Raw genomic sequence first — 15,523 nt, forward strand, 5'->3', positions numbered from 1 at the left:
CCACCAAAAACGATACCTACGTCTTAATTAGTTTTCTACAGACTCTTTTACTTCATTTGCCGTTTTCTTAGCTTTATCAGCTACATTTTTAGCCGCATCTTTAACATCTTCTCCTGCTTCTTTAGCCTCATCAATTACATTTCCTGCAGCATCTTTTACTTCTTCTCCTGCTTCTTTCACAGCATCAACTGCATCCTCACCAGCCTCTTTTACTGCGTCAACTGCATTCTCACCAGCTTCTTTCATATCATTAGCCGTTTCTTCTAGTGCGTCACCAGCTTGTTCTGATGTATCTTTAGCTTTATCTACTGCTTCTCTACATGAAACAAATGATACACTTAATACCATCATTAATACTGAACCTAAAATTAATTTTTTCATTTCTTAGTTTTTATTGTTTGTTAAATTATACTTCATCTACGTTGAAAACTTATATTTAGATGTAAATGATAAAAAAAATATAACAAAATACACAACAATTTTTAAATTAATAGGTTGCCCTTAGCTCTTTCAAAAATAAAAATTTAGAACAAAATAGGCATTTACATTACCCCTAAACGTACTCACTAGTTCACAACACTTAGTTTACAACAACCTAAAAAACAGTGTATTTCGCAAAGTAATGGAGGCCACTAAAAAAAGACAGTCTCTTTTACTTTTATGCATTTGTATTAAGGTAAAATTCACTAATTTTGCAAACTTAAAATGTAGTACCAGAAGCACTTAATATGAAGTTTGAGGAATATAAAGGATTAGATTTACCAAAGGTAGCAGAGAACATACTTGACTATTGGAAAGAGAACAACATTTTTGAAAAAAGTGTTACCAATAGAGAAGGCGGAGAAGGATATGTGTTTTTTGAAGGGCCACCTTCTGCAAATGGCATGCCTGGTATACACCATGTAATGGCACGTACCATTAAGGATATTTTTCCTCGTTATAAAACAATGAAAGGTTTTCAAGTAAAACGCAAAGCTGGTTGGGATACACACGGTCTACCAATAGAACTCGGTGTAGAAAAGGAATTGGGAATTACTAAAGAAGATATTGGAAAAAAAATATCAGTAGAAGAGTACAATGCCGCTTGTAAAAAAGCCGTGATGCGCTATACCGATGTTTGGAATAAAATGACCGAGCAAGTTGGCTATTGGGTGGATATGGAAGACCCCTACATAACCTACAAGTCTAAATATATGGAATCTGTTTGGTGGTTACTAAAACAGATTTACAACAAAGACCTTATTTACAAAGGATATACCATACAACCCTATTCCCCTAAGGCCGGCACCGGACTTAGTTCACATGAACTAAACCAACCGGGCACATACCAAGATGTAACAGACACCACGGTTACTGCCCAATTTAAAGCAAACAAAGAAACCTTACCAAAGGAGTTTAAAAATATAGAAGGCGATATCTATTTTATAGCTTGGACAACAACACCATGGACATTACCCTCTAACACAGCTTTAACTGTAGGGTCTAAAATAGAATATGTATTGGCGCAAACATTTAACCAATACACCTTTGACCCTATCTATGTAATTTTAGCTAAAAACCTAGTAGGCAAACAGTTTAGTGGAAAATTCAAACTTGCTGAAAATGATGAGGATTTTACCAATTATACATCGTCAGACAAAAAAATACCGTATAGGATTGTTGCCGAAGTTAAAGGCACAGATCTATTAGATGCAACCTATGAGCAGTTAATAGACTATGTATTGCCTTACCAAAATGCAGAAAATGCATTTCGTATAATTGCAGGCGACTTTGTTACCACAGAAGATGGTACTGGGATAGTACATACAGCACCTACCTTTGGTGCAGATGATGCTTTGGTTGCCAAACAAGCCACACCCGAAATTCCACCCATGTTAGTTTTGGATGAAAATGATAATCCTGTACCTCTCGTAGATTTGCAAGGAAAATTTAGACCAGAACTAAAAGAATTTGGCGGCAAATATGTTAAAAACGAATACTATAACGACGGTGAGGCTCCAGAGCGATCTATAGACGTGGAAATAGCCATTAAATTAAAAGAAGAAAACAAAGCATTTAAGGTTGAAAAATATGTACATAGCTACCCTAACTGCTGGCGCACAGACAAACCCATACTTTATTACCCACTAGATTCTTGGTTTATCAAGGTAACAGACGTTAAAGATAGAATGTTTAGCCTCAATGAAACCATAAATTGGAAACCTAAATCTACAGGAGAAGGACGTTTTGGCAATTGGTTAGCCAATGCAAACGACTGGAATTTATCTAGATCTAGGTATTGGGGTATTCCATTACCAATTTGGAGAACAGAAGATGGTAAGGAAGAACTAATTATTGGTTCTATTGCAGAGTTAAAAGAAGAAATGGCCAAAGCTTTAAAAGCTGGCATCCTTGAAAAAGACATTTTTGAAGATTTTGTTGTAGGTGATATGAGTGAAGAAAACTATGAAAAAGTAGATCTTCACAAAAATATAGTAGATCAAATCACCTTGGTTTCTGCGAGCGGTAAACCAATGAAAAGAGAAAATGACTTAATAGATGTTTGGTTTGATAGTGGATCAATGCCCTATGCACAATGGCATTATCCTTTTGAAAACAAAGAGCTTATAGACGAGAACAAGGCATACCCAGCAGACTTTATAGCCGAAGGGGTAGACCAAACACGCGGTTGGTTCTATACCTTACACGCTATTGCCACTATGGTTTTTGATTCTGTTGCCTATAAAAATGTAGTTTCCAATGGCTTGGTATTAGACAAGGAAGGCAAAAAAATGTCTAAACGCTTAGGCAACGCAGTTGACCCTTTTGAGACTATGAACACGCATGGGCCCGATGCCACACGTTGGTATATGATCTCAAATGCAAACCCTTGGGATAACTTAAAGTTTGACATAGAAGGTATTGCAGAAGTAAAGCGAAAATTCTTTGGAACGCTATACAACACCTATTCTTTCTTTTCACTGTATGCCAATATAGACAACTTTAGTTATGAAGAAGCCGACGTTCCTTTGGCAGAACGCCCAGAAATTGACCAGTGGATTTTATCAGAACTACACTCCCTAATACACAAGGTAGACCTCGCTTATGGTGATTATGAACCAACCAAAGCTGCTAGGGCTATATCTAACTTTGTTCAAGAAAACCTAAGCAACTGGTATGTTCGTTTATGTAGAAGACGATTCTGGAAAGGAGATTACCAACAAGATAAAATATCTGCCTACCAAACACTTTATACTTGTTTGGAGACCGTAGCAAAGCTATCTGCCCCTATTGCTCCATTTTTTATGGACCGACTTTACAAAGATTTAACGCAGGCAACCACCAAAGAAAAAGCTGAAAGCGTACATTTGGCTGATTTTCCAATATACAACGAAGCCCTTGTTAACAAAGCGCTAGAAAGTAAAATGGAAAAAGCACAGACCATATCGTCATTAGTATTGTCTATTCGTCAGAAAGAAAAAATAAAAGTACGCCAACCCTTACAAAGAATAATGGTTCCTGTATTAGACGAAAAGCAGAGAAGCGAGATAGAAGCTGTTGCAGACTTAATTAAGTCCGAAGTTAATGTAAAAGAGATTGAACTTTTGGATGATGCCTCTGGAATATTGGTCAAACAAATAAAACCAAACTTTAAAGTTTTAGGACCAAAGTTTGGAAAGGATATGAAGCTGATTGCCAATGCTGTAAGTAAATTTAACCAAGATGACATCCAAAAAATTGAGCAGAATGGCGAATTAATTATTGCAATTGATAATAAAAGTATTAATTTACAGTTACAAGATGTAGAGATCTCATCACAGGATATTGAGGGCTGGCTCGTTGCTAGCTCAGGCAATTTAACAGTTGCTCTTGATGTTACCATAAGTGAAAACCTTAGAAAAGAAGGGATTGCCAGAGAATTGGTAAACAGAATTCAAAACCTGAGAAAAGAATCTGGTTTTGAAGTGACAGATAAGATCGATATAAAAATATTAAAGGATGGTTATGTAGAAAATGCTGTTGCAGATAACATAGCTTATATTAAAACAGAAACATTAACAGCGGAACTTAATTTTGAGGAAAAACTGGACAATGGCACAACAATTGCTTTTGACGAAGTAAATACAAAATTGTTTATCCAAAAACATTAAAACTATGGCGCAAGATTTAAATGTAAGATACGGCGATAAAGATTTAGAGGAATTTAAAGTTCTTATCACCGAAAAAATAAATAAAGCTAAAGAGCATTTAGAACTTTTAAAAAGTTCGTATATGAACGATGGCAACAACGGTACTGATGATACCTCACCTACCTTTAAAGCCTTTGAAGAAGGCTCGCAAACCATGAGTAAAGAAGCAAATACGCAATTGGCTATTCGTCAAGAAAAATTTATTCGCGATTTAAAAAATGCCTTACTTCGGATTGAGAATAAAACCTTTGGTGTATGTAGAGTTACAGGTAAACTAATTAATAAAGAACGATTAAAATTAGTACCCCACGCAACATTAAGCATTGAAGCTAAAAATATGCAACAATAATAAAACGCCCTTTAAAGGGCGTTTTTTACAACCACAAATGAGGGTTTTTCTTTTTTTACTAACCATAATAGTAACAGCCAATTTTTTAAGTGCTCAAAAAATTGTTAAAAAATCTTTTGCCAACAATCGCATTGATCTAATCAATATAAATTCAGAAAATTGTTTTGAAGTTACTCTTGAAACTTCAACAGTTAATGAAATTTCGGTTTTAGCCACTATAAATGGTGAATACCAAAGAGATTTATCAGTACAAATCAATGAAGAAGAATCTACCTTATCTGTCAGTGCCGGATTTACACCAAACTTCACAAACCCAAATGACAAATTAAGCGCACACAAGGTAATCTCTATATCCTTACACATTATTATACCCAACAATAAAAATGTAAAACTGTATGGAAAAAGTTCTAACGTTAACGCTTCCGGTAATTTTAATGATTTAGACATCTCTCTGTCTGATGGGTATTGCAAATTAACAAATATTGGGAATCATGTATCTACAACTACCCAAAGTGGTGATATTTTCTTAGAAAATAATACTGCTACCATAACAGCAACGACCAAATACGGTAAAATATACGACAGCAATATTCCTAAAGGAAATGGTGTATTTCTTTTATCCTCTATTACTGGAAACATACATATCTCTAAAACGAAATAAATGCCTATTTTTGCCAAATCTATTTAGTAAAGAATGAGTCTAAAGAAATCTATCCTAGTAATTATACTACTTTTAGTAGTAGACCAAATAAGCAAAATATACATAAAGACACACTTTACGTATCAACAATCTATAGAAGTATTTAGTTGGTTTAAAATATTGTTTATAGAAAACGAAGGTGCAGCCTGGGGTGCAAAATTAAGCGATGTTTTTCCGGTGTCAGATAGTACTGGGAAATTAATACTAACCGTTTTTAGATTGTTTGCAGTTGCTGGTATTGGGTATTGGCTCTACGGCACAATTAAAAAACATGCACCAAGTGTACTTATTCTGGCAGTTTCCCTAATCTTTGCAGGGGCTTTAGGTAATATTATAGATTCTGTTTTTTACGGTGCCATTTTTGATGAAAGTTATGGAAAAATAGCTACTTTATTCTCCGATGAGCCCTATAGTAGTTTATTTCATGGCAAGGTTGTAGATATGCTTTACTTTCCAATCATTCAAGATGCCATTTGGCCTTCTTGGATTCCGTTTGTCGGGGGCAATACCTTTAGTTTCTTTGAGCCCGTTTTCAACATTGCAGATATGGCTATTAGTACTGGCGTGGGTATCCTTTTGGTTTTTAATAAAAAAGCTTTTGGAACTAAAACTGAAATATCTGCTGAGGAGTAACACAGTAGTTTAAGGGAATATCTTCCGTATAAACATCTGTAATTTCTGCTTCAGGTTCAAAAAAAGACAATCCTACCTTTATAACATTTGGCTTACAATTGGCTAGAAACTGGTCGTAATACCCTTTACCATAACCTATTCTATTCCCTAACTTGTCATACGCTAATAACGGAATAAAAACCACATCCATTTGTAGAGGATGAATTTCTATACCATCAGTAGGCTCTGGTACATTGAAATTATTCTTTTTTAATAGGGTACTATCGGTAAGTAAAAAGTGAGTTAAAGAAGTATCTGCATTCATTTTTGGCAGAATAATGTTTTTGTCTTTCCCTTGAAGAATGGTTAGAATATAACTAGTGTCTATTTCCTTTTTTTCTACAATTGATAAAAAAATATGATAATACGTATGCTGCCATATGGGCAATTTTAATATCTGATTGGATATTTCTAAACTTTTATCAGCCACTTGAATAGCTGATAAATTATCCCGTTGTTCCTTGTACTTAATCCGTAGTTCTTTTTTATTCATTGGTACGCTTAAAAAGCCATTTTATTTTCTAGATGAAATAGCTTCGTATATAACTACAAAGATCATCATTATTACATAGACGCCCATTGCAACCACATATAACTCCATAATTACTAATTTTATGGAGCTAATGTAGATAAAAAAATTATAATTAATCGATAAAGTGCTTGTTTTTATCGATAAAATGCAGTCTATTATAGAATTCCTGGTATTCCACTTTCTATGCTCAAAAGATAAAACTTTTATCCAGAAGAGAACAACCCGATTCAAAATTAATTGCAACCCTATCTATTCCGTTAAATAAAAACATAGTAATTTCACTACTTCAATTACTAATGTGATTATTTTTGCATCATGTCTAAAGAGATTTCCATAAAACTACAGTTAAGCACACTGCCTACTACTCCAGGTGTCTATCAGTTTTATGATATTAGTGAAAAAATTCTGTATGTAGGCAAGGCTAAAAACTTAAAAAAAAGGGTTAGTTCGTATTTTACGAAGAATCACGAGTACGGGAAAACCAAAGTGCTCGTCAAAAAAATTGTGCACATAAAGCACATTGTAGTTCCTACAGAATCTGATGCCTTATTATTAGAAAACAACCTGATTAAAAAATACCAACCTAGGTATAATGTCTTATTAAAGGATGACAAGACCTACCCTTGGATTTGCATAAAAAACGAACGCTTTCCAAGAATATTTCCCACCCGAAATCTCGTAAAAGACGGTTCTGAATATTTTGGTCCTTATACCAGTATGAAAACCGTTAGGGTGCTTTTAGACCTCATAAAAAGTGTGTACCCCTTGCGCAACTGTTCTTATGATTTATCTGATGAAAAAATAAATGCCGGAAAATACAAAGTGTGCCTAGAGTATCATTTAGGCAATTGCAAAGGCCCTTGCGAAGGGTATCAATCTTCCGAAGAATATCAAAGACAAATTGTTGAAATTAAAGAAATCGTAAAGGGTAATTTTAAATCTTCGGTACATTATTTTAGAACTCAGATGAAAGAGTTGGCCTCAGAAATGAGATTTGAAGAGGCTCAAGAAATTAAAGAAAAGGTTGAAGTATTGGAAAATTATCAGGTAAAATCGACCATAGTGAATCCTAAAATAAACAATGTAGACGTTTTCTCTATCATTTCTGACGAGAGTTATGCCTATATTAATTTTTTACAATTGTCACATGGAGCCATTATAAGATCGCACACCTTGGAGTTAAAGAAAAAATTAAATGAATCCGATGAAGAATTACTACAGCTGGGGATTATAGAGATAAGGCAACGATTTAAATCGCATTCCACAGAAATCTATCTTCCATTTGTAGTTACAGTAGACAAGGAGTTAAAAGTAACAGTCCCCAAATTAGGAGACAAAAAAAGGATATTAGAGTTATCTGAAAGAAACGCCAAGTTTTTCAGAATGGAGCGCTTTAAACAATTAATGGTTACAGATCCAGACAGACATACCAATAGAATAATGGCGCAAATGAAAAAGGATTTGCGTTTATCCGAAGAACCTAGGCATATAGAGTGTTTTGACAATTCTAATATTCAGGGTTCTAATCCAGTGGCAGCCTGTGTTGTATTTAGAAATGGCAAGCCGTACAAAAAAGACTACAGACACTACAATATTAAAACCGTTGTTGGACCAGATGATTACGCTTCTATGGAAGAGGTTGTATACAGACGCTATAAAAGATTAATAGATGAAGAACAATCATTGCCCCAGTTAATTGTAATAGATGGTGGTAAAGGACAATTATCCTCTGCCCTTAAAAGTTTAGATATTTTAGGTTTGCGTGGTAAAATAGCAATTATAGGTATTGCTAAAAGATTAGAAGAGATTTATTTTCCAGGCGATTCAATTCCCTTATATTTAGATAAGAAATCAGAAAGCTTAAAAATAATTCAGCAGCTACGTAACGAAGCACATCGATTTGGGATTACATTCCATAGAGTAAAAAGAAGCAAGGCCGCTATTAACTCCGAATTAGAAAATATAGAAGGTATCGGAGAAAAAACAACAATGGAACTTTTAAAAACATTCAAATCTGTAAAACGAATTAAAGAAGCCAGTTTAGAACAACTAGCAGCAATAATAGGTATGTCAAAAGCAAAAAAAATACACAACACTTTTCATTAAAAATGTATAAAAAAATACTAATATTACTTTTCGCTATTCTAGGCACAACAACCTATGGGCAAGCCTTACAAACCAATGACAGCATAAAAGTTGGCTTGGTATTAAGTGGGGGTGGAGCAAAAGGATTAGCACATATTGGCGCCTTAAAAGTAATTGAAGAGTCTGGAGTAAAAATAGATTACATTGCCGGAACAAGTATGGGTGCAATTATTGGGGCACTCTATGCCGCTGGGTATTCTGCCAAAGAATTAGATTCTATTTTTAACACTACAGATATCTCTCAATTAATTCAAGATAATCTACCTAGAGGCGCAAGAAATTTTTACGACAAAGAAGACAATGAACGTTATGCCCTAAGCCTACCGTTTAACAACTTTAAAATATCGTTTCCTTCTGCCATTTCTAGTGGACAAAATATATATAATCTCTTGGCCGAATTATTATACCCCGTTAAGGACATCAATGATTTTAACAACCTTCCCATACCTTTTTTCTGTATTGCAACAGACATAGAAACCGGTGAAGAAGTTCTTTTAAATAAAGGCTATTTACCCGAAGCCATTATGGCAAGTGGCACCTTCCCCTCTTTATTTGAGCCTTCGGAAATTGACGGAAGAATTTTAATAGATGGTGGTGTAGTAAATAATTATCCCATTAAAAGATTAAAAAATATGGGAGCTACGGTTATTATTGGTGTAGACGTTCAACATGGCCTTTCCAAAAGAGAAAACCTATTATCTGCAACGGAAGTGTTACTGCAGATTAACAATTACCGAACTGTTGCCGCTATGAAAGAAAAAGTAGCTGAAACAGATATTTATATCAAACCCAATATTGATAATTTTTCTGTTATAGACTTTGCCTATGGAAAAACGATAATTACAAATGGCGAAAAAGCGGCAATGACCAAATATGATGACTTAAAGAAATTAGCAATAAAACAAAATACTACTTCCTTAAAAATCAAACCTTTAGAAGCAATAGATTCACTACAAATTAAAAATCTAATTATAGAAGGAAACAAAGACTACACTAGAGCCTACATAAAAGGAAAGTTACGGTTAAATCTAGATGAAAAAATTACATTCAGCAAACTGCAACAAGGCATCAATAATTTAGCTGCTACTAATAATTTTAAAACTATTCGGTACAAATTATTTTCTCAGGAATCTATAGATTCGGATGAGAGTGAATTAAATTTTAAACTCACCTTAAAAGAGAACAAAAACAAAATGTTTATTAAAATGGGTGCTCATTATGACGATTTATACAAAAGTGCAGCCATAATTAATCTGACAAAGAAAAATATTTTTTTACAAGATGATGTGGGTTCCTTCGATTTTATTCTAGGTGACAATATTAGGTACAAAATAGAATATTATGTAGACAAAGGATTTTATTGGAGCTTTGGATTTAAATCTATCTACAATACATTTAATTCTGAAATAGATTACGATATCATCAAATCTAATTTTGAAGTACCGAATGACAATATTAACAACATCAATTTAGATGTTATTAATCTTACCAATCAAATGTATGTTCAAACAGTGTGGAATGAAGAGTTTTCGCTTAGCCTAGGTGTAGAGCATCGTTTTTTAAAATTAAGCTCAAGGACTTTGGTAGAAAATGTACCTGAAAATCCTGATGGCAATCCCCCTTCTAACGACAATTTTAGAACCATTCTAGAAAAAAGTAATTATTATAGTGGGTTTGGAAAACTAAAATTAGACACCTATAACGACAAATATTTTCCTACCAAAGGCCTGTATTTTAATGGTAATTTTCATTTTTACATGTTGTCATCCGATTACAACAATAATTTTAAAGAGTTTTCCATTACCCAAGGAAATATGGGTGCCGCCTTTACCATAGCCAAAAATTTATCCATCAATTTAGAAACTGGAGGTGGTTTTAAATTAGGAACATCTAATGTGCGCTCCTTAGATTATATTTTAGGTGGTTATGGCAATGATTTAAGCAATAATTTTATTCCCTTTTTAGGGTATGACTTTCTTAGTTTAACAGGCAACAGCTACATAAAAGCCTACGGAAGGTTAGACTATGAATTTAGCCCAAAAAATCATTTGTTATTTGCAGCCAATTATGCCAACGTAGCAGATGACATTTATAGAACTGCGAACTGGTTTACAGTACCCAACTATTCTGGGTATGGAATTGGTTATGGCCTAGAATCATTTATAGGGCCAATACAAGTAGTTTACTCTTGGTCACCAGAAAGAACCAAAGGCAACTTCTTTTTTAGTTTAGGGTATTGGTTTTAACAATCTAATTGATTTAGCTAAAGCAAGGGATTAACTAAATAATCACTTATTTTTTCCGATATTAGCATATTAATATTACGTTTTATGCTTCAATTGAGAATAGATATTACTGCCCATTTACGGGCAATGTGGTGATAGATGACACCTATCATAGCCTTTTGTTTTTCACTTATAAAGCAAGAGAATACTACTACACTTAATTTTAAATCACAACAGTATGGCAACATTAGATAAATCATCATTACAATTACCTAAAGAAAATTTAGAAGCTGAAGATTTTCTTCCGCTATTAGGCACAGACTACGTGGAACTCTATGTGGGTAATGCCAAGCAGGCTGCTCATTATTACATGTCTGCCTGGGGTTTTCAACCCTTAGCATATGCAGGTCTGGAAACAGGATTAAAAGATCGCGTATCCTATGTAATAGCACAAGACAAAATTAGATTGGTTCTTACCTCTCCTTTAAATTCTGGAGGAGACATCAATAGACATATAGACGCACATGGTGACGGGGTTAAAGCTATCGCCCTTTGGGTAGATGATGCTACTAAAAGTTATCAAGAAACCACCTCAAGAGGCGCAGACAGCTATTTTGAACCAAAAAAAGAGGAAGATGAGAATGGAGTGGCCGTTTTCTCTGGTATTCACACCTATGGAGAAACCGTTCACATATTTGTAGAAAGAGGCAATTATAAGGGTGTATTCTTGCCCGGTTTCAAAGCTTGGAACCCTCACTATAAACCCACAGATGTAGGCCTTAAATACATAGACCATATGGTTGGCAATGTAGGATGGAACGAAATGAACAAATGGTGTGAGTTTTACGCCAAAGTAATGGGGTTTGCCCAATTGGTCTCTTTTGACGATAAAGATATCTCTACAGAATACACCGCCCTTATGAGTAAGGTTATGAGTAATGGCAATGGCCGTATTAAATTTCCCATAAACGAACCCGCAGAAGGAAGAAAAAAATCCCAAATTGAGGAATACATCGATTTCTATAATGGAGCAGGGGTACAACATATGGCGTTAGCCACAGATAACATCATTGAAACCGTTACAAAATTAAGAGATCGAGGCATAGAATTTTTAACGGTACCTAGCTCGTATTACGAAACCGTTTTGGACAGAGTTGGTGAAATTGACGAAGATTTAGCCCCGCTAAAAGAATTGGGTATTTTAATAGATAGGGATGAAGAAGGGTACCTTTTGCAGATCTTTACAAAACCCATTTTAGACAGACCCACAATGTTCATAGAAATTATACAACGAAAAGGTGCTAAATCTTTTGGAAAAGGGAATTTTAAAGCACTTTTTGAAGCCATAGAAAGAGAGCAAGAAGCTAGGGGAACCCTATAAAAATCGGTTATTTAATAGGAAACTATTAATTTTTATTACGAAAAGCTAAAGTTCTGTTAACAGTTTAGTTAAAGTAAGTTAAAACCTATTAATGCAATAGAATATTGTAGTATTTTTGTCGGCATAAGGGGTGGTTCCCTTATAACTTTAAGTATTGGTTTTTCATAATTTAAAGTTTGGTTGGTTATTTAGGAAAAGCCCAGTTTTAAAGCTGGGCTTTTTTTTATACAATACTTTGGAACAAAAGTTGTTTAAATAAATGTAAAGACGATAGATTGTTTTTTCAATTTTAGTAATTTTACACCCAAGGGATATGAAAAAAATATACATTATACTGCTTGTACTAACTACTCTCTCTGCAAACGCACAAGAAAACAAAAGTGCTTTTAAGGCTGGGGAATGGTTAAAGTTTAGATTGCATTATGGAATATTCAACGCCAGTTACGCCACACTTCAAGTAAAAAACGACAAAATAAACAACATTCCTGTATACCATGTTGCTGGGGAAGGGAGCACGGTAGGCCTTGCCAGAATATTTTTTAAAGTAGATGATGTTTACGAAAGCTATTTTGACAAAGAAAACGGAAGACCTTATAAATTTATAAGAAAAGTTAGTGAAGGTGGTTACACCATAGACTTGGATATAGATTTTGACTACCAAAAGAAAAAAGCCATTTTAAACGACAATAAAAAAGGCAAAAAGATTGAATTTACAATTCAAGATAATATCCAAGATTTAATATCTGCTTTTTACTATCTAAGAAACAATTACAAAGCTGAAGAATTAGTAAAAGGAGAGTTTATTGAACTAGACTTGCTATACGATGATGACGGTATTTTTAAATTTAAACTTAAATATCTCGGAACAGAAGTTTTAAAAACGAAATTCGGAAAAGTAGAATGTCATAAATTTAGACCTTATGTAGAATCTGGGAGAGTATTTAAAGCACAAGAAAGTTTATCGCTTTGGGTCTCTAATGATGATAATAAAATTCCTATTCGAATTAAAGCAGATTTGGCAGTAGGTTCCATAAAGGCAGATTTAGACGGTTACGCCGGATTAAAACATCAGTTTAAAATAATAATGGATTAACTTTGATGAAGGACCAAGAGAAGATAAAAGCGCAAATTTTAAAATTAGAAGAGAAATACAAAGGCTCTGGTCAAGATTTAAGTGCTTACCTAGATGGCTTACTTTACCAAAGATATCTTACGTATTGGGACTATATCCATTTAGATACCCTACTTAGTTTACAAATACCCAAGACTCATTTTCCTGATGAAGAAATTTTTATAATGTATCATCAAATTACGGAATTATACTTTAAATTAATCTTACATGAACAAAAGCAAATTGTTGATGACAAGTCTCAAAATGTAGATTTCTTTATAGAAAAGGCGAATAGAATTAACAGTTATTACAAAGTCCTTATTTCGTCATTTAGCATCATGATTAACGGAATGGAAAGGGAACAATTTTTACAATATAGAATGGCATTATTGCCAGCTAGTGGTTTTCAATCGGCACAATATAGAATGATTGAAATATATGCCGCACCCCTTGAAAATTTAGTACACCACACGAAACGAGATCAATTTTCTTCAAAAAATAATACAGAGGAACTCTATGAAGAAATCTATTGGAAAAATGGAGCCACAGATAGAAACACCGGAGAAAAAACGCTTACGTTAAAACAATTTGAATACCGATACACTCCGCGTCTTATACGTATTGCTAAAGAAGTAAAAGACAACACCATCTATCAAAAATATCTAGCGCTACCTAGCAAAAGTCGAGAAAACAAAGAATTAATTGATGCCTTAAAAGCACTAGACATTAATGCAAATGTAAATTGGCCCTTAATGCATATGGGCTCTGCCTATAGATATCTTGCCAAAGACAAACAACCCATTGAGGCTACTGGTGGAACAAACTGGAAAGACTACCTTCCTCCCAGCTTTCAAAAAGTAATATTTTTTCCTAACCTATACTCAAAAGAAGAGTTAAATAATTGGGGGAAAGAATGGATAGACCATATCTTTAACCCTGAAAAATGATAATATCAATGCAAAAATCCATTATTCTGCTATTAGCAATAGTCTCTTTTATTTCTTGCAAAGAAAGTAAGATTGAGGAAAACAAAGACAACCTACCCGAGGTCGTAACTATAGAAAAACCAATAGTTGCGTTAGAATACGGTTTTAATTTGGATGATTTTACGGTGTTACAAGATACCATAAAAAACGGCGATAGTTTTGGTGAACTAATGACAAACAACAAGGTAGATTATCCAAAGATTTACAAAATATCACAAGACTACAAAGACACTTTTGATGTTCGCAGAATAGGCGTTGGTAAACCTTACCTTATTTTAAAGTCTAAAGACACCACTGGCGCCGCTCAAGTATTCATCTATGAGAATGACCGTATCAATTACACCGTTGTAGATTTTAGGGATTCTGTAAATGTTTATAAGAAAAAAAAGAAAGTAACCTATGTAGAGCGCGAGGCGTCTGGGGTAATATCTACATCCTTGTCTGAAGCCATTTTAGAGCAAGGCATAGATTACAATATCACGAACAACCTTTCCGAAATATATGCATGGGCCATTGATTTCTTCCGACTTCAAAAAGGAGATAAATTTAAAGTAATTTACAAGGAACGCTATATTAATGATACTATCTACGCAGGAGCAGAACCAATTAATGCAGCTTATTTTGAACACAATGGAAAACCCTTCTATGCTTTTGAATACATAGCGGATTCATTAAAACAAATAGTAGATTATTACGATGATGAAGCAAATAATTTACGAAGAGCTTTCCTAAAGGCACCAATCAAATTTAATTATAGAATATCTTCTCGTTATAACTTAAACAGAAGAATAGCTTATTATGGCTATAAGGTAAGAGCGCATAAAGGGACAGATTACGCAGCTGCCGTTGGAACTCCAATAATAGCAACTGCCAATGGTACTGTAGTAGAATCTACCAGAAGAGGAGGAAACGGAAAATATGTTAAGATTCAACACAATAGCACCTACAGCACCCAATATTTACATATGAAAAACAGAAATGTAAAAAAAGGACAGCACGTACTGCAAGGAGATATTATTGGATGGGTAGGAATGACCGGAAATACCGGAGGACCGCATGTTTGTTATCGCTTTTGGAAAAATGGACACCAGGTAGACCCGCTACGCGAAAAGTTACCGGTTGCTGAAGCTATGGCCGATACTTTAAAAATTCACTATTTAGAGCATATAGCTCCCAGAAAAGAACAGTTAATGAAGATGGGATTTCCTGAAGAGGTTCCTCCTATCAATAACGAAACCCTAACCAACCTCTAA

Annotated in this window: 12 protein-coding genes; 10 read left to right on the forward strand and 2 right to left on the reverse strand. The window is 34.3% G+C overall.

All coding sequences use genetic code 11. The features are described from left to right. Nucleotides 1-27: 27 nt before the first annotated feature. On the reverse strand, nucleotides 28-381 hold the full coding sequence (locus MWU65_RS09555; RefSeq protein ID WP_247077346.1) for a hypothetical protein: 354 nt from the start codon (nucleotides 379-381) through the stop codon (nucleotides 28-30). 347 nt (nucleotides 382-728) lie between these two features. On the opposite strand from MWU65_RS09555, the gene ileS reads away from it, so the two are divergent. From ileS to MWU65_RS09575, 4 genes are read left to right on the forward strand one after another with little or no spacing between them, the layout of a single operon-like run. After that, nucleotides 729-4,130, forward strand: coding sequence for an isoleucine--tRNA ligase (ileS, locus tag MWU65_RS09560; protein ID WP_247077348.1), 3,402 nt, complete (start codon nucleotides 729-731; stop codon nucleotides 4,128-4,130). A gap of 4 nt (nucleotides 4,131-4,134) precedes the next feature. Then, nucleotides 4,135-4,518, forward strand: a complete 384-nt coding sequence (locus MWU65_RS09565; protein WP_247077350.1) for a TraR/DksA C4-type zinc finger protein — start codon at nucleotides 4,135-4,137, stop codon at nucleotides 4,516-4,518. Between the two features lie 37 nt (nucleotides 4,519-4,555). After that, the gene (locus tag MWU65_RS09570; protein WP_247077351.1) at nucleotides 4,556-5,179 is read left to right on the forward strand and encodes a DUF4097 family beta strand repeat-containing protein; all 624 of its coding nucleotides are present in this window, start codon (nucleotides 4,556-4,558) and stop codon (nucleotides 5,177-5,179) included. A gap of 33 nt (nucleotides 5,180-5,212) precedes the next feature. After that, a complete protein-coding gene (locus MWU65_RS09575) occupies nucleotides 5,213-5,851 on the forward strand; it encodes a lipoprotein signal peptidase (RefSeq protein ID WP_247077352.1) in 639 nt (212 codons plus the stop codon). On the opposite strand, the gene MWU65_RS09580 is transcribed toward MWU65_RS09575, so the two are convergent. Beyond that, complete coding sequence (locus tag MWU65_RS09580; RefSeq protein ID WP_247077353.1) at nucleotides 5,823-6,383, reverse strand: 5-formyltetrahydrofolate cyclo-ligase; 561 nt, start codon at nucleotides 6,381-6,383, stop codon at nucleotides 5,823-5,825. The two genes, MWU65_RS09575 and MWU65_RS09580, sit on opposite strands and share 29 nt — an antisense overlap. 354 nt (nucleotides 6,384-6,737) lie before the next feature. Here MWU65_RS09580 and uvrC point away from each other — a divergent pair, with 354 nt between their 5' ends. From uvrC to MWU65_RS09610, 6 genes are all read left to right on the forward strand, one after another. Next, complete coding sequence (gene uvrC / locus MWU65_RS09585; protein ID WP_247077354.1) at nucleotides 6,738-8,528, forward strand: excinuclease ABC subunit UvrC; 1,791 nt, start codon at nucleotides 6,738-6,740, stop codon at nucleotides 8,526-8,528. A gap of 2 nt (nucleotides 8,529-8,530) precedes the next feature. Then, entirely contained in the window at nucleotides 8,531-10,813 is a 2,283-nt protein-coding gene (locus MWU65_RS09590; protein WP_247077357.1) for a patatin-like phospholipase family protein, read from the forward strand. A gap of 217 nt (nucleotides 10,814-11,030) precedes the next feature. After that, nucleotides 11,031-12,173: a 4-hydroxyphenylpyruvate dioxygenase gene (gene hppD / locus MWU65_RS09595; RefSeq protein WP_247077360.1), complete on the forward strand. Its 1,143-nt coding sequence runs from the start codon at nucleotides 11,031-11,033 to the stop codon at nucleotides 12,171-12,173. A 313-nt stretch (nucleotides 12,174-12,486) separates the two neighbouring features. Further along, nucleotides 12,487-13,266 carry a DUF3108 domain-containing protein gene (locus MWU65_RS09600; protein WP_247077362.1) on the forward strand — a complete coding sequence of 260 codons (780 nt, stop codon included), beginning with the start codon at nucleotides 12,487-12,489 and terminating at the stop codon, nucleotides 13,264-13,266. Nucleotides 13,267-13,271: 5 nt separating this feature from the next. Continuing rightward, nucleotides 13,272-14,231, forward strand: a complete 960-nt coding sequence (locus MWU65_RS09605; RefSeq protein WP_247077556.1) for a tryptophan 2,3-dioxygenase family protein — start codon at nucleotides 13,272-13,274, stop codon at nucleotides 14,229-14,231. Between the two features lie 8 nt (nucleotides 14,232-14,239). Continuing rightward, complete coding sequence (locus MWU65_RS09610; RefSeq protein WP_247077365.1) at nucleotides 14,240-15,523, forward strand: peptidoglycan DD-metalloendopeptidase family protein; 1,284 nt, start codon at nucleotides 14,240-14,242, stop codon at nucleotides 15,521-15,523.

This window comes from Cellulophaga sp. F20128, assembly GCF_023015805.1.
Lineage (GTDB): Bacteria > Bacteroidota > Bacteroidia > Flavobacteriales > Flavobacteriaceae > Cellulophaga.